Source organism: Limnohabitans sp. Rim8 (assembly GCF_945901735.1).
In the GTDB taxonomy this organism is placed as follows: Bacteria; Pseudomonadota; Gammaproteobacteria; order Burkholderiales; family Burkholderiaceae_C; genus Limnohabitans_A.
Map to the genome: position 1 here is coordinate 1 of NZ_CAMDLM010000028.1, position 21,999 is coordinate 21,999.

General features: G+C 60.7%; 20 protein-coding genes. 11 read left to right on the top strand and 9 right to left on the bottom strand.

Annotated features, from left to right (window positions below):
- Positions 1 to 50: 50 nt before the first annotated feature.
- The 3 genes from lspA to Q0O99_RS13315 form a co-directional block, all read right to left on the bottom strand.
- Positions 51 to 551 (bottom strand): signal peptidase II, encoded by a 501-nt coding sequence (lspA, locus tag Q0O99_RS13305; protein ID WP_293752326.1) that lies wholly within the window; start codon positions 549 to 551, stop codon positions 51 to 53.
- Positions 552 to 579: 28 nt separating this feature from the next.
- Positions 580 to 3,459, bottom strand: a complete 2,880-nt coding sequence (ileS, locus tag Q0O99_RS13310; RefSeq protein WP_293752328.1) for an isoleucine--tRNA ligase — start codon at positions 3,457 to 3,459, stop codon at positions 580 to 582.
- A gap of 131 nt (positions 3,460 to 3,590) precedes the next feature.
- Positions 3,591 to 4,628: a bifunctional riboflavin kinase/FAD synthetase gene (locus Q0O99_RS13315; protein WP_293752330.1), complete on the bottom strand. Its 1,038-nt coding sequence runs from the start codon at positions 4,626 to 4,628 to the stop codon at positions 3,591 to 3,593.
- 181 nt (positions 4,629 to 4,809) lie between these two features.
- Between Q0O99_RS13315 and Q0O99_RS13320 the strand changes: the two genes are divergently transcribed.
- Together Q0O99_RS13320 and Q0O99_RS13325 are read left to right on the top strand one after the other, a co-directional pair.
- Positions 4,810 to 5,367 carry an HNH endonuclease gene (locus Q0O99_RS13320; RefSeq protein WP_293752332.1) on the top strand — a complete coding sequence of 186 codons (558 nt, stop codon included), beginning with the start codon at positions 4,810 to 4,812 and terminating at the stop codon, positions 5,365 to 5,367.
- 110 nt (positions 5,368 to 5,477) lie between these two features.
- Positions 5,478 to 6,446, top strand: a complete 969-nt coding sequence (locus Q0O99_RS13325) for a DNA ligase (protein WP_293752334.1) — start codon at positions 5,478 to 5,480, stop codon at positions 6,444 to 6,446.
- Positions 6,447 to 6,491: 45 nt separating this feature from the next.
- On the opposite strand, the gene Q0O99_RS13330 is transcribed toward Q0O99_RS13325, so the two are convergent.
- Positions 6,492 to 7,607 (bottom strand): acyl-CoA dehydrogenase family protein, encoded by a 1,116-nt coding sequence (locus Q0O99_RS13330; RefSeq protein WP_293752336.1) that lies wholly within the window; start codon positions 7,605 to 7,607, stop codon positions 6,492 to 6,494.
- A gap of 10 nt (positions 7,608 to 7,617) precedes the next feature.
- Positions 7,618 to 8,799, bottom strand: coding sequence for an acyl-CoA dehydrogenase family protein (locus Q0O99_RS13335; protein WP_293752338.1), 1,182 nt, complete (start codon positions 8,797 to 8,799; stop codon positions 7,618 to 7,620).
- Positions 8,800 to 8,918: 119 nt separating this feature from the next.
- Between Q0O99_RS13335 and purN the strand changes: the two genes are divergently transcribed.
- Positions 8,919 to 9,503 carry a phosphoribosylglycinamide formyltransferase gene (gene purN, locus Q0O99_RS13340; protein ID WP_293752340.1) on the top strand — a complete coding sequence of 195 codons (585 nt, stop codon included), beginning with the start codon at positions 8,919 to 8,921 and terminating at the stop codon, positions 9,501 to 9,503.
- Between the two features lie 83 nt (positions 9,504 to 9,586).
- Here the strand turns inward: purN and Q0O99_RS13345 are convergent, their stop codons facing one another.
- The gene (locus Q0O99_RS13345; protein ID WP_293752342.1) at positions 9,587 to 9,823 is read right to left on the bottom strand and encodes a DUF1653 domain-containing protein; all 237 of its coding nucleotides are present in this window, start codon (positions 9,821 to 9,823) and stop codon (positions 9,587 to 9,589) included.
- A gap of 54 nt (positions 9,824 to 9,877) precedes the next feature.
- Between Q0O99_RS13345 and Q0O99_RS13350 the strand changes: the two genes are divergently transcribed.
- Both Q0O99_RS13350 and Q0O99_RS13355 read left to right on the top strand, forming a co-directional pair.
- Positions 9,878 to 11,176 (top strand): RsmB/NOP family class I SAM-dependent RNA methyltransferase, encoded by a 1,299-nt coding sequence (locus Q0O99_RS13350; RefSeq protein ID WP_293752344.1) that lies wholly within the window; start codon positions 9,878 to 9,880, stop codon positions 11,174 to 11,176.
- A 112-nt stretch (positions 11,177 to 11,288) separates the two neighbouring features.
- A complete protein-coding gene (locus Q0O99_RS13355; RefSeq protein WP_293752346.1) occupies positions 11,289 to 12,500 on the top strand; it encodes a fatty acid desaturase in 1,212 nt (403 codons plus the stop codon).
- A 121-nt stretch (positions 12,501 to 12,621) separates the two neighbouring features.
- Here Q0O99_RS13355 and rpmG read toward each other — a convergent pair whose 3' ends face one another.
- The 3 genes from rpmG to trxB form a co-directional block, all read right to left on the bottom strand.
- Positions 12,622 to 12,792: a 50S ribosomal protein L33 gene (gene rpmG, locus Q0O99_RS13360; RefSeq protein WP_293752348.1), complete on the bottom strand. Its 171-nt coding sequence runs from the start codon at positions 12,790 to 12,792 to the stop codon at positions 12,622 to 12,624.
- Between the two features lie 26 nt (positions 12,793 to 12,818).
- Positions 12,819 to 13,052: a 50S ribosomal protein L28 gene (gene rpmB / locus Q0O99_RS13365; RefSeq protein ID WP_026039317.1), complete on the bottom strand. Its 234-nt coding sequence runs from the start codon at positions 13,050 to 13,052 to the stop codon at positions 12,819 to 12,821.
- Between the two features lie 382 nt (positions 13,053 to 13,434).
- Complete coding sequence (gene trxB / locus Q0O99_RS13370) at positions 13,435 to 14,394, bottom strand: thioredoxin-disulfide reductase (RefSeq protein ID WP_293752352.1); 960 nt, start codon at positions 14,392 to 14,394, stop codon at positions 13,435 to 13,437.
- Between the two features lie 194 nt (positions 14,395 to 14,588).
- Here trxB and Q0O99_RS13375 point away from each other — a divergent pair, with 194 nt between their 5' ends.
- The 6 genes from Q0O99_RS13375 (at position 14,589) to Q0O99_RS13400 (ending at position 21,998) form a co-directional block, all read left to right on the top strand.
- Positions 14,589 to 16,988, top strand: coding sequence for a DNA translocase FtsK (locus Q0O99_RS13375; RefSeq protein WP_293752354.1), 2,400 nt, complete (start codon positions 14,589 to 14,591; stop codon positions 16,986 to 16,988).
- Positions 16,989 to 16,993: 5 nt separating this feature from the next.
- On the top strand, positions 16,994 to 17,680 hold the full coding sequence (gene lolA, locus Q0O99_RS13380) for an outer membrane lipoprotein chaperone LolA (protein WP_293752356.1): 687 nt from the start codon (positions 16,994 to 16,996) through the stop codon (positions 17,678 to 17,680).
- Positions 17,681 to 17,699: 19 nt separating this feature from the next.
- On the top strand, positions 17,700 to 18,998 hold the full coding sequence (locus tag Q0O99_RS13385) for a replication-associated recombination protein A (RefSeq protein ID WP_293752358.1): 1,299 nt from the start codon (positions 17,700 to 17,702) through the stop codon (positions 18,996 to 18,998).
- 185 nt (positions 18,999 to 19,183) lie between these two features.
- On the top strand, positions 19,184 to 20,113 hold the full coding sequence (locus Q0O99_RS13390; protein ID WP_293752360.1) for a branched-chain amino acid ABC transporter permease: 930 nt from the start codon (positions 19,184 to 19,186) through the stop codon (positions 20,111 to 20,113).
- 11 nt (positions 20,114 to 20,124) lie between these two features.
- The gene (locus tag Q0O99_RS13395) at positions 20,125 to 21,201 is read left to right on the top strand and encodes an ABC transporter ATP-binding protein (protein ID WP_293752361.1); all 1,077 of its coding nucleotides are present in this window, start codon (positions 20,125 to 20,127) and stop codon (positions 21,199 to 21,201) included.
- 11 nt (positions 21,202 to 21,212) lie between these two features.
- Complete coding sequence (locus Q0O99_RS13400) at positions 21,213 to 21,998, top strand: ABC transporter ATP-binding protein (protein ID WP_293752362.1); 786 nt, start codon at positions 21,213 to 21,215, stop codon at positions 21,996 to 21,998.
- Position 21,999: the final 1 nt, after the last annotated feature.

Consider the following 21,999-nt stretch of genomic DNA (forward strand, 5'->3'; position numbering starts at 1 on the left):
TACAAAAAGAAATCGTTTCATGGTCGACCCTGTTTTTAAAACCGTTAGCCTCAACGCCCGCGCCGCACGCGCAGGATTTCGTCCAGGATCAGCAGGGCCGCGCCCACGCTGATGCCGGCATCGGCCACGTTGAAGGCCGGGAAGTGCCAAGTGCCCCAGTAAAAGTCCAGAAAGTCGACCACATAGCCGTGCAGCAGGCGGTCGATCACGTTGCCAATCGCGCCGCCCAAAATCAGCGAGATGGCCAGACTGAACAGTTTTTGGCCCGCGTGTGAACGCAGCATCCAGACCATGAAGATGGCCGCTGCCACGCCAATGCCGGTAAAAAACCAGCGTTGCCAGCCACCTGCACCTGCCAGAAACGAAAATGCCGCGCCGTGGTTGTGCACCCGCACCAAGTTAAAAAACGAGGTGATGGGCGTGCTGTCGCCCAACTGGAAAGCACCCAGCACCAGCACCTTGGTGAACTGGTCGAGCAGCAGCACCAAGAGGGCAATGCCCAGCCAGACCCACAGGCTGGAGCGGTGGCTGTCTTTGAATTTGTTGGCCATGCTTGTGCGTCCTGTGGGTGCGGTGGGTTCAGGCCACTTGGCGGGTTTCGCCAGCGCCATGCAGGTTGCTCACGCAGCGCCCGCAAATGGTGGGGTGGTTGGCGTGGTGGCCCACGTCGTCGGCATAGTGCCAGCAGCGCTCGCATTTGGTGGCTTGGCTGACCGCCACTTGCACTGCAAGGCTGTCGCCCGCCTGCAAAGTCACTTTGGAGGTGATGAACACGAATTTGATGTCTGCGCCCAAACTGGCCAGCAGGGCGTGGTCGGCCGCAGGCGCCTGAAGCGATATCTCGGCTTGCAGCGATGCGCCCACTTGGCCATCGGCACGCAGGTTTTCGATGTCTTTGTTCACCAGGTCGCGGATCTCGCGGATGCGCGCCCACTTGGCCAGAAGCGTTGCATCGGCCGAACCGAAGTTGCTGAAGGTTTCCAGAAAAATGGATTCCGAGGTGCCGAAAGTTGTCCAAGCTTCTTCGGCCGTGAACGACAGGAACGGCGCCATCCAGCGCAGCATGCCGTGGGTGATGCGCCACAAAGCGGTTTGTGCGCTGCGGCGCGCCAGCGACTTGGGGGCGGTGGTGTACAGGCGGTCCTTGAGCACGTCCAGATAAAACGCGCCCAAGTCTTCCGAGCAATAAATTTGCAGCTTGCTGACGACAGGGTGGAATTCGTACATGTCGAAGTGGGCGCGGATGTCGGCTTGCAGCTGCGCGGCGCGGGCCAGCGCAAAGCGGTCGATCTCGAGCAATTGGTCTTCGGACACCGAGTCGGTTGCCGGGTCGAAGTCGCTCACGTTGGCCATCAAGAAGCGCAGCGTGTTGCGGATGCGGCGGTAGCTGTCCACCACGCGGGCCAGGATTTTGTCGTCGATGTTGAGGTCGCCCGAGTAGTCGGTGCTGGCCACCCACAGGCGCACAATTTCTGCGCCCATTTTGGAAGTGATGGTTTGCGGGTCCACCGTGTTGCCCAAGCTTTTGCTCATCTTGCGGCCTTGGCCATCGGTGGCAAAGCCGTGGGTCAAGAGGCCCCGGTAAGGCGCACGGCCATAAAGGGCGCAGCCCAACAGCAGCGAGCTGTGGAACCAGCCGCGGTGCTGGTCGTGACCTTCCAGATACAGGTCCGCCTCAGGGCCTTCGGTGTGGAAGGGCGGCACACCGTAAGCATCTTTGTGGCTGCCGCGCAGCACATGCTGGAAGGTGGAGCCGGAGTCGAACCAGACTTCCAGAATGTCGGTGCTCTTGGTGTAGTGCGGCGCGTCGGCCGCACCCAAAATCTCTTCCACCGTCACGCGGCTCCAGGCTTCGATGCCGCCTTTTTCGACGATGTCAGCGGCTTGGTCCAGGATGGCCATGGTGTTGGGGTGCAGTTCGCCCGAGTCTTTGTGCAGAAAGAACGGCACAGGCACGCCCCAGCTGCGCTGGCGCGAGATGCACCAGTCGGGGCGGTTGGCGATCATGTCGCGCAGGCGGGTCTTGCCGTTCTCGGGGTAGAACTGCGTTTGCTCGATCGCGTCGAGCGCCAGCTGGCGCAGGGTCTTGGGCGCTTTGTCTTGGGTGAAGACGCCCTCGCCCTCGTCCATGCGCACAAACCATTGGGCGGCAGCGCGGTAGATGACGGGCGTTTTGTGACGCCAGCAGTGCGGGTAGCTGTGGGTGATTTCCACCGTGGCCATCAGGCGGTCGCTTTGGCCCAGCACCTCAATTACGCGGGCGCAGGCTTTCCAGATGTGCTGGCCGCCGAAGAAAGGCAACTCTTCGGCATACACGCCATTGCCTTGCACCGGGTTGAGGATGTCGTCGTAGGCCAGACCGTTGGTGATACAGGAGTTGAAGTCGTCCACGCCGTAGGCGGGGGACGAGTGCACGATGCCGGTGCCGTCGGTGGCGGTCACGTACTCGGCCAGGTACAGCGGGGATGGGCGGCGGTAGCTGTATGGGCCACCTTCGTCAGCGCTCACGGTGTCGTGCAGTGGGTGGCGGAAAACCAAGCCGCGCAACTTTTCGCCTACCGCGGTGGCGATCACGGTGCCTTGCAGCTGGTAGCGCTCCAGGCATTTTTCGACCAGGCTGGCGGCCAGCAGCAGCACGCCGCGTGGTGTGTCCACCAAGGCATATTCCAGCTCGGGGTGGGCGTTGAGCGCTTGGTTGGCGGGAATCGTCCAGGCGGTGGTGGTCCAGATGACGGCGAAGGCTTTTTTACTGCCCTCGCCTGGCAGCTTGGGCAGGCCAAAGGCGGCAGCCAGCGCGGCGGTGTTGTCGGCTTCAAAGGCCACGTCCAGCGTGTCGCTCTTTTTGTCGGCGTATTCGATCTCGAATTCGGCGAGCGACGAGCCGCAGTCAAAGCACCAGTAAACGGGCTTGAGGCCACGGTAAACAAAGCCACGCTCGATCACGCGTTTGAAGGCGCGGATTTCACCGGCTTCGTTGGCGAAGTCCATGGTGCGGTAAGGGCGCTCCCAGTCGCCGAGCACGCCCAGGCGCTTGAAGTCTTCGCGTTGCTGGCCGATCTGCTCGGTGGCAAAAGCGCGGCTCTTGGCTTGCATGTCGTCTCTGGACAGCTTGCGGCCGTGCAGTTTTTCAATCGCGTTTTCGATCGGCAGGCCGTGGCAGTCCCAGCCGGGAATGTATTGCGCGTCAAAGCCCGCGAGTTGCTTGGATTTGACGATCATGTCTTTTAGCACCTTGTTCAGCGCATGGCCGATGTGCAGCTTACCGTTGGCATAAGGCGGGCCGTCGTGCAGCACGAACAGCGGGGCACCCTGGCGGGCGGCGCGCAGTTTTTTGTAGAGGCCGCCGTCGTTCCAGTCGCCCACCCAGCCCGGCTCGCGCTTGGGCAAGTCGCCGCGCATCGGGAACGGGGTGTCCATCATGTTGATGCGGGTGTCGGGGTTCTGGGTATTGTCGGTCATGGTGCGTCAAGTCGAGAGGGCTTCGACAAGCTCAGCCCGAGCGGCGGGCCGTTCGGAGAGATCAAGAGGGGGTGGGCCGTTGAGGTCGTTTGCCCTGAGCCTGTCGGAGGCGGCAAACGAGGGCCAGAGCGTTAAATTCGGTCGCGGGTGGTTTGGCGGCTGGTTTCACCATGACGCGAAGCAAACCACGCAAGTGCGTCGTCACAGTCTTTGGCAATGCCCTTGGTCAGGGCGTCCAGACCGTCGTATTTGAGCTCGTCGTGTAATTTATGCAGCAAGTCCACCCGGATGATTTTACCGTAGCCCCCCTCGGCCCCCAGATGGGCAGGCCAGTCGAAGGCATGCGTCTCCAGCAGCACGCGCCCGCCGTTGACATCATGAGGGTCCAAAGAGGGGCGGTTGCCCAGATTGGCCACGCCCCGCAAGGGCTGATCGGCCAGGCCCTGCACTTGGACGACAAAGATGCCACTGGCGGCCGGCCTGAGGTGGGTAAAGCGTAAATTCAGCGTGCGAAAGCCGTCGCTTGCGCCTTGGGTTGTTGCAGCCAATTCGCGACCCAGCTTGCGCCCGTGCACCACATGGCCACTGATGCTGTAAGGGCGGCCCAGCAGGGCCTGCACCGCGGGCAGGTCGCCTTTGGCCAGCGCCTCGCGCACGGCCGAGCTGGACACGCGCAGGCCGCGCACCTCGTAGCTGTTCATGCGGGCCACGTCAAAGCCCAGGGTTTGTCCGGCAGCGTCGAGCATGGCGTAGTCGCCCGCGCGCTTGGCACCAAAGCGGAAATCGTCACCTACCAACACATAGCGTACGCCCAGACCTTGCACCAGCACCTGCTCAATGAAGTCTTGGGGTGATTGGCTGGCCAGCCGGGCGTCAAAGGGCAGCACCACCACTTGGTCCACGCCGCAGCGCTCAAGTTCTTCCAGTTTGTCGCGCATCGTGGCGATGCGGGCCGGGGCCAGGTCGGGCTGGTGGAGGGCCTTGGCAAAATAGTCGCGCGGGTGGGGCTCGAAGGTCATCACGCAGCTGGGCACGCCCCGATGGGCCGCTTCGCTGCGCAGCAGGGCCAACATGGCCTGATGACCCCGGTGCACGCCGTCAAAGTTGCCGATGGTCAAGGCGCAAGCGGGGGCCAGATCGGGATGGTGGAAGCCTCGGTAAACCTTCATGTCGCTTGTGGTGTCTTGCCGTTGATCTGGACCCAGCGCCAGCTTTCACGGTGTTGTCAATGTAAGAGGGTATATTGTGACTGAGCCCGATCATCCCGGCCGCGGCACCCAGTCGCAGGGAACCCGATCGAGACGGGACTTTTCGTGTCAGTGGTCTTTGAACTGTTGGATGGAGGCGTCTGTGAAGGTTTTGAAACTCTCGGCCCAAGGCTTGCCGCAATCGTGGATCACGCTGGAGCAAGCCGTCACCCATTACGCCGCCCACGAGGTGCGTTGGGAGGCGGGTCAGCAGTTGGCGGTTTTTCACGGGGGTCACAACGCGCTCACAGGCCAGCAATCCATCATCACCGTCAACAGCATCATCGGCACCCAGGGCGTGCCGCGCATCAACCCCTTTGATTTGCGATCTGGCTTGACCAACACCAAGTTGTTTGTGCGTGACCGCCAGGTGTGCGCCTATTGCGGTGGGCATTTTCACGAGTCGGAACTGACCCGCGAGCACATCGTCCCGCTGGCGCAGCGGGGCCCTGACCACTGGATGAATGTGGTGACCGCCTGCCGTTCCTGCAACCACCGCAAAAGCAACCGCACGCCCGAGCAGGCGAGCATGCCCCTGTTGTATGCACCCTATGTGCCCAGCCTGTGGGAAGACTTCATCTTGCGCAACCGCCGTATCCTGAGTGACCAAATGGCCTTCTTGATGGCGCATGTGCCTAAGGGATCGCGCTTGACGGCCTGAGGGCAACCACTGCAGGTTTCGCTTGCACAGGTGCTCAAAGCACAGCATCATGGCTTCCTGAATACAAAAGGCCCAGATTCCATGGTCTGGAGCCCAAAGGGAGGCACCGCATGCAGACACAAATTCCAACCCCGTTGCGCGTTCATTTACCAGCCCAGTCGGTGAGGCTCGCCGTGGTGCCAAAACAGGCTTGGGTGATGGCGCAAAGCCGTTTGAAGGCGCCGCCACCTTCACGCCGCCATGTCTTGTTGGCACTGTTTGGGGTGGGTTGGTTGTCTCCCCTTGTGCGTGCCGATCAAGCCGCCACGGCCACCCAGGTTCAGCTGGCCCTGGTTTGGCCCCATGCACAGTCCCCGCAAGGTTTTTTGGTGAGTGAAAAGTTGGACGGCGTGCGGGCGGTCTGGGACGGTCAGGTTTTGCGCTTTCGCAGTGGGCGGGTCATTGCGGCCCCGCCTTGGTTCCTGTTGGCCTTGCCCAAGTTGGCTTTGGACGGTGAGCTTTGGATCGGGCGCGGGACGTTTGACAGGCTGTCGGGCGTGGTGCGTCAGTCTGAGCCTGACGACATGGCCTGGCGAGAGGTGAAGTACCTGGTGTTTGACGCTCCGGGGCATGCCGCCCCGTTTGCCGAGCGGTTGCATTTTTTGGCGTCCACCCTGGCGCAGGCGAATCAGCCTTGGCTGCTGCCCGTGGCGCAACATGAGGTCAAAGACGCCAGGGCTTTGCAAGCCCTGTTGCGCAGCACGGAGCAACAAGGGGGTGAGGGCCTCATGCTGCACCGGGCCGATGCCTTGTGGCGACCGGGGCGCAGCGATGCCCTGTACAAGCTCAAATCCGAGCAGGATGAGGAAGGCTTGGTGGTAGGGCACCAGTCTGGCAAGGGCCGTTTGGCGGGCATGACGGGTGCTTTACTGCTGCAGATGCCGTCCGGTCAGCGTTTTGCGTTGGGCTCGGGCCTGAGTGATGCGCTGCGCCGCAACCCACCCCCAGTGGGGGCATGGGTCACTTACCGCTTCCGTGATCGCACACCATCCGGTTTGCCGCGTTTTGCTTCTTTTTTGCGGGTGCGTGAGGCGGAGTGACCCGCGCCGCCCTCCCACCTTGCTCAGGTTCGAAGACCCTTCCCTTCAGGCGAACACGCCCGCCGTCTCCTGCATGCGGGCCGACACTTCGCCCAGCTGGTGCAAGGTGTCGCCAAACGTCATGTCCAGCTGTGTCAATTTCTTGAAGTAATGGCTCACGATGTACTCGTCCGTGACCGCAATGCCGCCGTGCAGCTGCACCGCTTGCTGGCCGATGAAACGCATGGAGGTGCCCAGCTGGTATTTGGCACGCGCCATGGCGCGGCGGCGTTCTTCGGCCGGGGCGTGCAGTTTGAGGCTGGCGTAGTAGCTCATGGAGCGGCCCAACTCCAGCTGCATTTTCATGTCGGCCACGCGGTGGCGCAGGGCCTGAAAGCTGGCAATGGCCACACCGAATTGCTTGCGGGTGTTCATGTAGTCCACGGTGATGGCCAAGGTCTTGTCCATCACGCCCACGGCTTCGGCACAGCTGCAGGCGATGCCGATGTCCACCGCTTCTTCCAAAGCGGCCAGGCCGTGCACGGTGATGAGCTGGGCCGAGGCTTGGCCCAAAACCACTTCGGCGGCGCGTGAGCCATCTTGCGTCAGGTAACCCTGGGTGCTCACGCCGCTGGCGCTGCGCTTGACCAAGAACAAAGCCAAAGTGCCCTGGGCCATGGCAGGAACAATGAAGGCATCGGCCTGGTCGCCTACGGCCACCACGCTCTTGGTACCGCTCACGGTCCAGGCGCCATCCGATTCAGTGGCCACAGCGGTGCAGCGGTTCAGTTGGTAGCGCGCAGCGCGTTCTTGGTGCGCCAGCACGACGATGGCTTCGCCTGCCGCCATGCGCGGCAGCCATGCCGCTTGCAGCGCAGTCGGGGCGTGGGTTTGCAGCGTGGCGCTCGAAATCAAGGTTTGGGTCAGGGGTTCGAGCACGATGCCGCGCCCCAACTCTTCCATGGTGACCATGGCTTCGGTCGGGCCCATGCCCATACCGCCGTGGTCTTCGCTCACATACAGGCCCGTCAGGCCCAGTTCGGCCAGCTCGGTGTAGGCGTCGCGGTCAAAGCCGCCGGCCGCCACGATGGCGCGGCGGCGCTCGAAGTCATAGCCTTTGTCCACCCATTTGCGCACCGCGTCGCGCAGTTGTTCTTGGTCGTCAGAAAAATCGAAATCCATGTGTCTCTCCTTAACCCAGAACTGTCTGGGCGACGATGTTGCGTTGCACTTCGTTGCTGCCGCCATAAATGGTGGTCTTGCGCATGTTGAAGTAATTGGCGGCCAAAGGCGCGTTGGCCAGGGTGCCGCCGGGGAAGTTGCCTTGCCAGCCCGCTTCCATGGCTTCAAAGATGCAGGGCACGGCAAAAGGCCCGGCGGCTTGCATCATCAGCTCGGTGTAGCGCTGCTGAATTTCGCTGCCCTTGATTTTGAGCAGACCGGCAATGTCGAGCGAGTTCTTGCCGGATTTCTCGGCCGACAGCACGCGCAGCACCAGCATTTCCAGCGCCACCACATCCACTTCGAGCTTGGCGATTTCGTCACGGAAGCGCAGGTCGTCGTACACACCCTCGGCTTTGGCAATCCGCTTCAAGCGCTCGAGTTCGCGCTTGGCGCGGTTCACGTCGGCGATGTTGGTGCGCTCGTGGGCCAGCAGGTGCTTGGCGTAGTTCCAGCCTTTGTTTTCTTCGCCCACCAAGTTTTCTACTGGCACTTCGACGTTGTCAAACCAGACTTCGTTGACCTCGCACTCGCCGTCGAGCAGCTTGATCGGGCGCACGGTGATGCCGGGCGACTTCATGTCGATCAACAAGAACGAGATGCCGGTTTGCGGCTTGCCTTCTGTGCTCGTGCGCACCAGGCAGAAGATCCATTCGCCGTATTGGCCCAGGGTGGTCCAGGTCTTTTGGCCGTTCACGATGTATTTGTCGCCCTGGCGCTCGGCGCGTGTTTTGAGCGAGGCCAGGTCCGAGCCGGAGCCCGGTTCGCTGTAGCCTTGGCTCCACCAGACTTCGCCGCTGGCGATGCCGGGCAAAAAGCGTTGCTGCTGCTCGGCATTGCCAAAAGCCATGATGACGGGGGCCACCATCACGGGGCCAAAAGGCACCACACGGGGGGCGCCGGCCAGGGCGCACTCTTCTTCAAACAAATGTTTTTGCACCGCGGTCCAGCCGGGGCCGCCAAACTGCTGGGGCCAGCCATAGCCCAGCCAACCTTTTTTGCCCAGAATTTTGGACCAGGCCTGCATGTCGTCACGCGTCAGGCGCATCGCGTTGTGCACTTTGTGGGACAACTCGGGAGGCAAGTTTGCCTTGACCCAGGTGTGAACTTCGTCGCGGAACGCGAGTTCTTCGGGTGTGAATGCCAAATCCATGGGGGTTTTCTTTCAAAATCAAACGACCGTGCTTTTTATCACGCCGCCCCCTGGCGTGCTTGTCCTGGGTGCGACAAAAAGCATTCGACCTCGATCGCGCAGGGATAATTCACAGCGTCATGAAAAACATCGTCATTTTGATTTCCGGCGCAGGCTCCAACATGGCGGCCATCGTGCAGGCCGCCCGGCAAGAGCAGTGGGCGCAGCGCCTGAACGTGCGCGTCGCGGCCGTGATCAGCAACAAGGCAGATGCCACTGGCCTGGCTTGGGCCCAGGCCCAGGGCATGGCCACAGCGGTGCTCAACCACCAAGGCTTTGCCAGCCGCGAGGCATTCGACACCGCCTTGATGGCCGAGATCGACCGTTTTGCCCCAGACTTGTTGGTGTTGGCGGGTTTCATGCGCATCCTCACGCCGGGTTTTGTGGCGCACTACGCCGGGCGCTTGCTCAATGTCCATCCGTCTTTGTTGCCCGCGTTCCCCGGGCTGAACACCCACCAGCGCGCCATCGATGCCGGTTGCCAATTTGCCGGGGCCACGGTGCACCAGGTCACGGCCGATTTGGACCACGGCCCCATCCTGGCGCAAGCGGTGGTGCCGGTGCTAACGGGCGACACCGCCGACACCCTGGCGGCGCGGGTGCTGACCCAAGAGCACATCATTTACCCTCTGGCGGTGGCTGAATTTCTGCGTGGCTTGCCTTAGTAAGTCGGTGGCTTCAGCTCTGACATGGGCTTCAGGCGAACGATCCCTGTCGGGGCTAAAGCCACCGACCTACCAGACCCTCGTCAGTCCCCGATCCGGGTGAAGCGCGTTTGAAGCTGGCCGTTGAATTCGGCCACTTCGGCAAACATGGCCGCAGGCCTGACCCACAGGCCTTGTTCGCCATAAAGCGCCTGGTACAGCGTCATGGGTTGCAGGTCTTCGCTGTGGCGCACAGTGCCCAGCACGCGGTATTGACCCCCCTTGTAGTGGCGGTAAAGGCCTTTGGGCGTTTCGATCATTGGTGGCAGGGGTTCGGACATGTCTTTCCTGGTGTGTGTCTGTCACAAGGGTCGGGGATGGGACAATGCGCCCCTATGCATCCAAAAGCCCTTTTAGACGCCTGCGCCGATTTGGTCAGGCTGGTCCTCCTATTTGAACATCCCGCCGACGCTGTCGTGTCGCGTTATTTCCGTGAACACCGTGCCTTGGGGCCACGCGAACGCGCCACCTTGGCGGAAACCGCTTTCTCCGTGTTGCGCAAAAAACTGTTGTTTGAGCAACTGGCCCGTTCGGGCTCGGGTGCCAAAGAGCGCAAGCTGGCCATTTTGGGCTTTTTGGGTCCGCGTGACTTTTTGTCCGCGGCCTTGAACGACACCGAAAAGCAGTGGCTGGCCACTTGCGATGCGATTCCCGCGGACGCGCTGATGGCCCCGCACCGCCACAATTTGCCCGAGTGGATGGCGCAAGCCTTGCAGGCCCAACTGGGCGATGACTTCTGGGCACTGGCCGAACACTTGCAGCAACCGGGTACGCTGGACTTGCGGGTGAACACTTTCCAGGCCAAGCGCAGCGAGATCCAAAAAGAGTTGGCGCAAGCAGGCATCCCCTCTGAGCCCACGCCGTATTCGCCTTGGGGCCTGCGCTTGCAAGGCAAGCCTGCGCTGCAAAAAACCGATGCCTTCACGCGGGGCGCCATCGAAGTGCAAGACGAAGGCTCGCAGCTCTTGGCCTTGCTGGTGGACGCCCACCGGGGTGAGATGGTGGTGGATTTTTGCGCCGGTGCAGGCGGCAAGACGCTGGCGCTGGGCGCGGCCATGCGCAGCACGGGCCGCTTGTACGCTTTCGATGTGTCCGGCCACCGCCTCGATGCGCTCAAGCCGCGCATGGCGCGCAGTGGCTTGTCCAACGTGCACCCGGCGGCCATTGCGCACGAGCGCGACGACCGCGTCAAACGATTGGCGGGCAAGATCGACCGTGTGCTGGTCGATGCGCCTTGCTCGGGCTTGGGCACCTTGCGCCGCAACCCCGACTTGAAATGGCGGCAAAAGCCCCAAGCTGTGCAGGAGTTGACCGAGAAGCAAAAAGCCATCTTGCAAAGTGCCTCACGCATGGTCAAGTCGGGCGGCCGCTTGGTGTATGCCACTTGCAGTATGCTGCCCGAAGAAAATGAGCTGATCGCGCAAGCTTTCAGTGCAGCCAACCCCGACTTTGTTTCCCTCAATGTGGCCCAAGAGCTTGAACGGCTCAAGGTGCCCGACGCCGCCAGCATGTGTTCTCCGACACTGTCGGGGGATGCGCCGGCGGGTGAGCATGCAGGCGGTACATTCCTGCGTTTGTGGCCTCACCGCCATGCCACGGACGGTTTTTTTGCTGCCGCTTGGGTTAAAAAGTAATAATTTTCAACTCTTGTATTCTCTTCTCGATTAAAATCGCTGTCCTTTTTGGGGCAGGAAACTTAAAATCGAACGATTGCCTGATGTCAGGCTCCAGTAGAAAGACGGACTCATGTTCTTGCCTGATTGGGCTTTTTTGGATGCGGTGATTCACTGGATGGGCTACGGCCTGTTCGAGTTGGCTTGGTGGCAAATGGTGTTGATCACCTTGGCCCTGACCCACATCACCATCGCCAGTGTCACGATTTTCCTGCACCGTCACCAAGCGCACCGCGCTTTGGACCTGCACGCGATTCCCTCTCACTTCTTTCGCTTCTGGTTGTGGCTGACCACCGGCCAGGTGACCAAGGAGTGGGCCGCTATCCACCGCAAACACCACGCCAAGTGCGAGCAATCCGAAGACCCGCACAGCCCGCATGTGCACGGCATCAAGACTGTGTTGTTCACGGGTGCTGAGTTGTACCGCAAGGAATCCAAGAACAAGGAAACGCTGCAGCGTTACGGTCACGGCACGCCCGATGACTGGATCGAGCGCAACCTGTACACCCGCTTTTCCTGGCAAGGCGTGGCCTTGATGCTGATCATTGATGTGGCGCTGTTTGGCTTTTTGGGCCTGACGGTTTGGGCGATTCAAATGGCCTGGATCCCGATCACGGCCGCCGGCATCATCAATGGTGCTGCCCATTACTGGGGTTACCGCAATTTCGAGGCGCACGACGCGAGCACCAACATCTCGCCTTGGGGCATCTTGATCGGTGGTGAAGAGTTGCACAACAACCACCACACTTATCCCACATCGGCCAAGTTGTCGGTCAAGCCTTACGAGTTCGACATCGGCTGGTTGTACATCCGCACGCTTGAAACCCTGGGCCTGGCGAATGTGAAAAAGACGCCCCCACGCCTGGCCTACGGCGACATCCGCCCTGTGGCTGACGAAAAGACCCTGGAAGCGCTGATTGCCAACCGCTACGAAGTCATGGCCGGATACGCCCGCAATGTGCGCGCTGTGATGCAGCAAGAGGCCGACAAGCTCAAGCTCGACGCCAACGTGGTGCAAGCGGCCAAGCGCTGGTTGCACCGCGACAGTGCCAAGGTGCCTGCATCTGCCCAGGCCCAGCTCAAGCAAGCCCGAGCCGCCAGCCCGGTGCTCGACAAAATGGTGCAAATGCGCGAAGAGCTCAGCCAAATCTGGCTCAACACCTCGCATTCACGCGAGCAATTGGCTGCGGATTTGCAAGCCTGGTGCCGCCGGGCCGAAGAAAGTGGCATTGCCGCTTTGCGTGACTTTTCGGTCAAGCTGCGTGCGGTACGTCAAACGGCCTGACCTGCATCCGAGCATATCCAAACAGGGCCTTCGGGCCCTGTTTGCTTGGGGTTGAGGGATGGAGCTGAGGCAACAAAAAACCCGCCAGAGGCGGGTTCTTTGTGAGGGAAATCAGGCTGAATCACTTCAGCTTGATTTCCTTGTATTGAACGTGCTTGCGAGCTTTGGGGTCGAACTTCATGATCGACATTTTCTCGGGCATGGTTTTCTTGTTTTTGCTGGTCGTGTAGAAGTGACCAGTGCCAGCTGTGGATTCCAGCTTGATTTTTTCGCGTCCGCCTTTGGTTGCCATGGTAGATGACTCCTAATGTTCTGGGTTTAGGCTTGACCGCGTGCGCGCAGATCTGCGAGCACGGCATCGATGCCGTTTTTGTCGATCAGGCGCAGAGCGGCACTGGAAACGCGCAAACGCACCCAGCGGTTTTCTGTTTCTACCCAGAAACGACGGTATTGCAGGTTCGGCAGGAACCGGCGCTTGGTTTTGTTGTTGGCGTGAGAAACGTTGTTTCCCGTCATTGGGCCTTTGCCCGTTACGTCGCAAACGCGTGCCATGTGGACACTCCGATACTTTTTAAACAGCCGGTGCCGATGGGTCTCGTGCAGATCTGCACGGGGCCTGGCGCTCCAGCCTCACCTCGCCAAGATGGGTGGCGGTATCCCAGATTGCTGTCACCGTGATCCCGAATGACAATCCAGGCGGCTCCAGCAAAGCCTTGAATTATAGCCAGAAACCGAGGGCTTTTTTGGGGGATTCCCTGAACCTTGGGAAGTTTTGCGCTCGGCGGGTGGGCACAGAGGGTGCCTGCTGAGGTTCAGAGGCGCTTCGCTTTGCCACATCACCCCGGCAGGCACTCCCTGCGCCCATTCGGCGTTCGTTGGCAGCCTCAGGGTCGCAAGGCTGAGGCTTCCTTTCGAGTGCTATGGCTTCAGTGCTTCAACCGTTGTGCTGTTCCAAAAAGCGCTGGGCATCGAGCGCGGCCATGCAGCCGGTCCCCGCGCTGGTGATGGCCTGGCGGTAAACGTGGTCTTGCACGTCACCCGCAGCGAACACGCCAGGTACGGAAGTTTGGGTGGCAAAACCCTTCAGGCCGCTTTGGGTCACGATGTAGCCGTTTTCCAGTTCGAGCTGGCCTTGGAAGATGTCGGTGTTGGGCGAGTGGCCAATGGCGATGAAGCAGCCTTTGAGTTCCACGTCTTGCAGACTGCCGTCTTTGGTGCTTTTCAGGCGCACGCCGGTCACGCCGGTGTTGTCGCCGAGCACCTCTTCCAGGGTCTGGAAGGTTTTCAGCACGATCTTGCCTGCGGCGACCTTGTCCATGAGTTTGTCGACCAGGATGGGCTCGGCTTTGAATTTGTCGCGGCGGTGGATCAAATAGACTTTGCTGGCGATGTTGGACAGGTACAGAGCTTCTTCGACGGCGGTGTTGCCGCCGCCCACCACGCAGCACAGCTGGTCGCGGTAAAAAAAGCCGTCGCAGGTGGCACAGCCGCTCACGCCGCGGCCCATGAAGGCGGTCTCTGACGGCAAGCCCAGGTACTTGGCCGAAGCGCCCGTGGCGATGATCAGGCTGTCGCAGGTGTAGGTGCCGCTGTCGCCGATCAGGGTGAAGGGGCGTTGCTCAAGGTTGACGGTATGGATGTGGTCAAAGACGATCTGGGTGTTGAAGCGCTCGGCATGCTCCTGGAAACGTTGCATCAGGTCCGGGCCTTGCACGCCGTGTACGTCAGCGGGCCAGTTGTCCACCTCGGTGGTGGTCATGAGCTGGCCGCCTTGCGCCATGCCGGTGATCAACAGGGGTTTGAGGTTAGCGCGGGCGGCGTAGACGGCGGCGGTGTAACCGGCGGGGCCAGAGCCGAGAATGAGAACGTTTGCGTGTTGGGTAGGGGTCGACATGAAAAGGGCCATCCGGTAAAAAGACAAAGAGGTGCGAAAAATGACACCACCCCGCATTGTAAGAAACACACAAACGCATCGGGCTTCAAGGCTTTGCTGTGGCTTTGACGGTCGTGGGGCAGCGCCCCCTGGCCAGAGGGATCAAGCCGATGCGCCTGGTTTGGCCTTGATCGGGTAAGCTTGAGTCTTGATTTATGACTTACTCACTGAACACCCTGACCCGAGATGGCACTGGCGCCGCCCCCGCTGCGCCTGTGACCTTGTGGTCACGTTTTGCCCAAGAAACCCTCTTGCTGCTGGGTGCGGGTCTGCTCGTCTTTTTGACGGTGGCCTTGTGGAGTTACCACCCGCAAGATCCGGCATGGTCCACTTCGGGCGGCAGCGCGGCTGTGCGCAATGGGGTGGGTCGTTGGGGCGCCTTGGTCGCGGATCTGGCTTATTTCATGTTGGGTTTTTCTGCTTGGTGGTGTGTGTTGGCCGGCTATCGGGCCTGGTTGGTGGCCTTGGCCCGTTGGTTGCGCGGCGTTGACCCACAGGATGATTTGTACAAGCCCAAGTGGCAGCGAAGTTTGTGGGTGTTTTGGATGGGTTTGGCCGTGTTGCTTTTGGCCAGTTGCGGGATGGAGTGGACGCGCTTGTACCGGCTCGAATCCGGCTTGCCTGGGCACAGCGGCGGTGTGCTGGGTTATTGGGTTGGCGCTGCCGCTGTGCGCGGATTGGGCTTTAACGGTTCGGCCCTTTTGGGCATTGTGCTGTCCTTGGTGGGCGTGGCCATGGTGTTCCGGTTTTCATGGGGTCAGTTGGCCGAAAAAATCGGTGCTCAGCTCGATGCCTTGATCCGATCACGGCATGAAAAGCGCGAGATTGAAGAAGACATGGCCTTGGGCCAACAGGCTTTGCGCGAGCGCCAACAGGCCCTTTCGCCTCAGGCCATCGATCCGCAGTGGGATGTGAGCCCGTCTGGTCTTGTTTCGCCAGAGGGTCAGCTGGATTTGCCGCCAGTGCCCGTCCCTGTGACCAAGGCCGTGCCAAGGGTCATTGAGTCTCCCGTGATGGATGTGCCACGCAGCGACCGCGTGATCAAAGAGCGACAGAAACCCTTGTTCAACGAATTGCCTGACAACAAGCTGCCTCAGGTGGATTTGCTCGACAGCCTGTCCATTCGGCAAGAAACCGTCTCAGCCGATACGCTGGAAATGACCAGTCGCCTGATCGAGAAAAAGCTCAAGGATTTTGGTGTCGAGGTGCGGGTGGTGGCCGCAGCCCCCGGCCCGGTGATCACGCGTTACGAAATCGAACCGGCGACCGGCGTCAAGGGCTCCCAGGTGGTGAATCTGGCCAAAGACCTGGCGCGTTCGCTCAGTCTGGTGTCGATCCGGGTGATCGAGACGATTCCGGGTAAGAACTTCATGGCACTGGAGTTGCCCAATGCCAAGCGCCAGTCGATCAAGCTCAGCGAAATTTTGGGCTCGCAGGTCTACAACGAAGCCAAGTCCATGTTGACCATGGGCTTGGGCAAGGACATCATCGGCAACCCGGTGGTGGCCGATCTGGCCAAGATGCCGCATGTGCTGGTGGCGGGCACCACGGGCTCGGGCAAGTCGGTCGGTATCAACGCCATGATCCTGTCGCTGCTGTACAAAGCCGAAGCGCGTGATGTGCGCCTTTTGATGATCGACCCCAAGATGCTGGAGATGTCGGTTTATGAAGGCATTCCACACCTGCTGGCCCCGGTGGTGACCGACATGCGCCAAGCTGCCAACGGTCTGAACTGGTGTGTGGGCGAGATGGAAAAGCGCTACAAGTTGATGAGCAAAATGGGCGTGCGCAACCTGGCCGGCTATAACCAGAAAATCGATGACGCCACCGCCCGCGAAGAGTTCATCTACAACCCCTTCAGCCTCACGCCGGACGATCCCGAACCGCTCAAGCGCCTGCCTCACATTGTGGTGGTGATCGACGAGTTGGCCGACCTGATGATGGTGGTGGGCAAGAAGATCGAAGAGCTGATTGCGCGGCTAGCCCAGAAGGCCCGTGCGGCGGGGATCCATTTGATTTTGGCGACTCAGCGACCCAGCGTGGACGTGATCACCGGCCTCATCAAGGCCAACATTCCGACCCGCATTGCGTTCCAGGTCTCCAGCAAGATCGACAGCCGCACCATCCTGGACCAAATGGGGGCCGAAGCCCTGTTGGGCATGGGTGACATGCTGTACATGCCTTCGGGCACGGGTTTCCCGATCCGGGTGCATGGCGCTTTTGTGAGTGACGAAGAAGTGCACCGCGTGGTGAATTACCTCAAGAGCCAGGGTGAGCCCGATTACATTGAAGGCGTGCTCGAAGGCGGCACCACCGACGACGACGGTGGCATGCTGGGGGAGGGTGACAACGCAGAAAAAGACCCGATGTATGACCAAGCTGTGGAGGTGGTGCTGAAGAACCGCAAGGCCAGCATCTCGCTGGTGCAGCGCCACCTCAAGATTGGCTACAACCGCGCCGCCCGCTTGGTGGAAGACATGGAAAAAGCCGGTCTGGTCAGCAGCATGAGCGGCAGTGGCCAGCGCGAAATTTTGGTGCCCGCACGGGCAGAGTGAATCGAATGACAAACAAAGTTGGGCTGCGCCGCACGGTGCTGGGTTGGGGTGGCAGGGCTGTGCTGGCCGCTGCGGTGTGGGCCCTGGCCCTGCCTGCACCAGCCGACAGCGTGGACCTGCTGGCCCAGTTCATGAAGCAAGCACGCAGCGGCCGCGCCGACTTCACACAGGTCGTCACTTCGCCGACCAGGGCGGGGCAGGTGGCGCGAACCAAGACATCGAGTGGTCGATTCGAGTTTCAACGGCCGGGCAAGTTTCGCTTTGATTACCGCAGGCCCTTTTTGCAAACCTTGGTGGCCGATGGTCAGACCCTGTGGTTGCACGATGTGGACTTGAACCAGGTGACGGCGCGCCCACAGTCTCAGGTGCTGGGGGCCACTCCGGCCGCGTTGTTGACCGCGGCTTCCGATTTGCAGGCCCTCAAAGCCGATTTCCAGTTCACCCCTGAGCCGACGCAGGATGGCCTTCATTGGGTGCGCGCGACGCCCGTGCAGCGTGAGGGCCCGATCCGCTCGGTCATGGTCGGTTTGCGTGCCAGCGCTGCTGGGCCCGAGCTGGCGGTGCTGGACGTGCAAGACAGCCTCGGTCAGCGCTCTTTGCTGAGCTTCTCCGCCTTCGAGCTCAACCCAGCTTTGTCCGCCAGTGCCTTCGTCTTCAAGCCCCCAGCGGGTGCCGACGTGATCAAACCCTGAAGTGGGCTGGGCTGGTGTCATGAAACCTGCTTCCATGTCACCCCAGGCGCCCCTGGCAGAGCGCTTGCGCCCGCGCCACTTGGGTGAGGTGATTGGCCAGCAGCATTTGTTGGGCGAAGGCATGGCCTTGCGCTTGGCGTTCGAGTCAGGCCAGCCGCACAGCTGCATTTTGTGGGGCCCGCCTGGCGTGGGCAAAACCACCATCGCCCGTTTGATGGCCGATGCGTTTGAGGCACAGTTTTTGAGCATCAGTGCGGTTTTGGGGGGCATCAAAGACATCCGCGAAGCCGTGGAGAAAGCCCAAGCCGCCCGCACGGGCTTGGACCCCCAACGCACCATCATGTTTGTGGACGAAGTGCACCGCTTCAACAAAAGCCAGCAAGACGCTTTTTTGCCGCATGTCGAAAGTGGGCTGTTCACCTTCATTGGGGCGACCACCGAGAACCCGTCTTTTGAGGTCAACTCGGCCTTGCTCTCCCGGGCGGCCGTGTACGTGCTGCAGCCCCTTTCCGAGGACGACTTGCAGCACATCGTGGTGCGGGCCCAGGCCATCCAGGCCATTCCCGCCATCGAGCCAGAGGCGCTGGCCCGCTTGCTGGCCTATGCCGATGGTGATGCCCGGCGCTTGCTCAACACCCTGGAAACCTTGGCCATGGCGGCCCAACAGGAAAGCATCGACCCAGTGACCGACGCTTGGTTGATGCGGGTGCTGGGCGAGCGCATGCGCCGCTACGACAAAGGCGGCGAGCAGTTCTACGACACCATCAGCGCGCTGCACAAATCGGTGCGTGGATCAGACCCGGATGCCGCCCTGTATTGGTTTGTGCGCATGCTCGACGGGGGTGCGGACCCGCGCTACATGGCCCGCCGCCTGATCCGCATGGCCAGTGAAGACATTGGTCTGGCCGATCCGCGTGCCCTGCGCATGGCGCTGGACGCTGCCGACGTGTACGAACGACTGGGCAGCCCCGAGGGTGAATTGACGCTGGCCCAATGCGTGATTTACCTGGCCATAGCACCCAAATCGAATGCGGCTTACAAAGCATTCAAGGAGGCCAAAGCCTGGGTCAAGCAAGATGGCACCCGCCCTGTGCCCATGCATTTGCGCAACGCGCCCACCCAACTCATGAAGCAGCTGGACTACGGCAAAGGCTACCGCTATGCCCATGACGAAGAAGATGGCTTTGCGGCGGGTGAGCGCTATTTGCCCGAGGGCATGCCCGAGCCCGGTTTTTATCGGCCTGTGCGCAGGGGGTTAGAAATCAAAATCGCTGACAAATTGGCAGAACTGCGAAAAAAAAATTCGACAGCAGGGTAAGTCCCGACTGCATGGAAGACTGAAGGGGGTCTTTCATTCACTACAATCCCGCTGCCCCGCCCGATCACGCACACATCTGGCGGGTTTTTTCTAGTGATCAGGATCCACTCACAAGGTGGGTCTTGGCAGGACAACAACAACCGCGCCAAGGCCTGGTAAGCGCAGGTCAAAACACGGAGAAATCTATGGACGTCTTTCTGCAGCAGGTCATCAACGGCCTGGTCATGGGCAGCATGTACGCCCTGGTGGCCTTGGGCTACACCATGGTGTACGGCATCATCAACCTGATCAACTTTGCGCACGGAGAAGTGCTGATGGTGGGCGCTTTGACGAGCTGGTCTGCCATCGGCATGATGCAAGGCGCCATGCCCGGTGCGCCGGGTTGGGTCATATTGATTTTGGCCACCTTGATCGCCTGTGTGGTGGCGGTGGTGCTCAACTTCACCATTGAAAAGATCGCTTACCGGCCGCTGCGCAACAGCCCCAAGTTGGCGCCCTTGATCACGGCGATTGGCATGAGCATTTTGCTGCAGACCCTGGCCATGATCATCTGGAAGCCCAACTACAAGGCTTACCCCACATTGCTGTCGAGCACCCCTATCAACATGGGGGGTGTGGTGATCACGCCCACCCAAATCATGATTTTGGGCGTCACGGCCGTGTCTTTGGCCGTCTTGATGTGGCTGGTCAATTACACCCGCTTGGGCCGCGCCATGCGGGCCACATCCGAGAACCCGCGTGTGGCTGCCTTGATGGGCGTCAAGCCCGACATGGTGATTTCAGCCACCTTCGTGATCGGTGCCGTGCTCGCCGCCATTGCCGGTGTGATGTACGCCTCCAACTACGGCACGGCGCAACACGCGATGGGCTTCTTGCCTGGCCTCAAGGCCTTCACCGCTGCGGTGTTTGGCGGCATTGGCAACCTGGCAGGTGCCGTCATTGGCGGTATTTTGCTGGGCCTGATCGAAGCCATTGGCTCGGGCTACATCGGTTACCTGACGGGGGGTGTATTGGGCAGTCACTACACCGATATTTTTGCGTTCATTGTCTTGATCATCGTGTTGACCCTGCGCCCCTCGGGCCTCATGGGTGAACGTGTGGCCGACCGCGCTTGATGGGGGTGAGCATGAAAAACAACAAGACACTTCAATACATCCTGATCGGTGCGGCGCTCATCGCCTTGCCCCTGATCCTGCAAATTTTCGGCAACGCCTGGGTGCGCATCGCCGACATGGCTTTGCTCTACATCCTGCTGGCAGTTGGGCTGAACATCGTGGTGGGCTACGCGGGTCTGCTGGACCTGGGTTATGTGGCTTTTTTCGCGGTGGGGGCCTACATGTACGGCCTGCTGTCGTCACCGCATCTGACCAACACCTTCGCATGGATTGCTGCCGCCTACCCCACGGGCATGCACATGCCCATTTGGCTGATTTTGCCTGTGGCTGCGGCTTTGGCGGGATTGTTCGGCATGCTGCTGGGGGCGCCCACGCTCAAGTTGCGTGGCGACTATTTGGCCATCGTGACCTTGGGTTTTGGTGAAATCATCCGTGTGTTCATGAACAACCTGGACCACCCGGTGAACATCACCAACGGCCCCAAGGGCTTATCCCAGATCGATCCCATTTCGATCTTTGGTGTGAACCTGGGTCAAAAACTGATGATTGGCGACTTCGAAATCGCCTCGGTCTCGCTGTACTACTACCTGTTCCTGAGTCTGGTGTTGATCACGGTTGTGATCTCGCACCGCCTGGAGGTCTCCCGCATCGGCCGCGCCTGGATGGCGATCCGTGAAGACGAAGTCGCCGCCAAGGCCATGGGGCTGAACACCCGCAACCTCAAGCTGCTGGCTTTTGGCATGGGTGCCACGTTTGGCGGCGTGTCGGGAGCCATGTTTGCAGGTTTTCAAGGCTTCATCTCGCCCGAGTCTTTCAGCCTGATGGAGTCGGTGATGATCGTGGCCATGGTGGTTTTGGGCGGCTTGGGCTATTTGCCCGGCGTGATTTTGGGCGCGATCTTGTTGTCGGCTTTGCCCGAGGTGTTGCGCTATGTGGCTGGCCCCTTGCAGGAGATGACCGGGGGGCGCCTCGACGCGGCCATCTTGCGTCAGTTGTTGGTGGCTCTGGCCATGATCGTGATCATGTTGATGCGGCCACGCGGGCTGTGGCCTTCGCCTGAGCATGGCAAATCGCTCACGACGAAATGAAGGAGCAGACCATGAATCCAACCGCCAACCAAGACACGGTCCTCCATGTTTCGGGCATTTCCAAGCGCTTCGGTGGTCTGCAAGCCCTGTCTGACGTGGGCATCACCATCCAGCGCGGTCAGGTCTATGGCCTGATCGGCCCCAACGGCGCAGGCAAGACCACGTTTTTCAATGTGATCACGGGCCTCTACACGCCAGACAGCGGCACTTTTGAGCTGGCAGGCAAGCCCTACCAACCTACGGCCGTGCACGAAGTGGCCAAGGCGGGCATTGCCCGCACGTTCCAGAACATCCGCTTGTTCGCCGAAATGACCGCCCTCGAAAACGTGATGGTGGGCCGCCATGTGCGCACCCATTCGGGTTTGCTGGGCGCGATTTTCCGCACGCCCGGCTTCAAGGCCGAAGAGGCTGCGATTGCAAAGCGTGCGCAAGAGTTGCTCGATTACGTGGGCATCGGCAAATACGCCGATTACAAAGCCCGCACGCTGTCCTATGGCGACCAGCGCCGCCTGGAAATCGCCCGCGCCTTGGCCACTGACCCGCAACTGATTGCGCTGGACGAACCCGCTGCCGGCATGAACGCGACCGAGAAAATTCAGTTGCGCGAGTTGATCGATCAGATCCGCAAAGACAACCGCACCATCTTGCTGATCGAGCACGATGTGAAGCTGGTGATGGGTTTGTGTGACCGCGTCACGGTGCTGGACTACGGCAAGCAGATTGCCGAAGGCACGCCTGCCGATGTGCAGAAAAATGACAAAGTGATTGAGGCCTATCTGGGCACGGGAGGGCACTGAG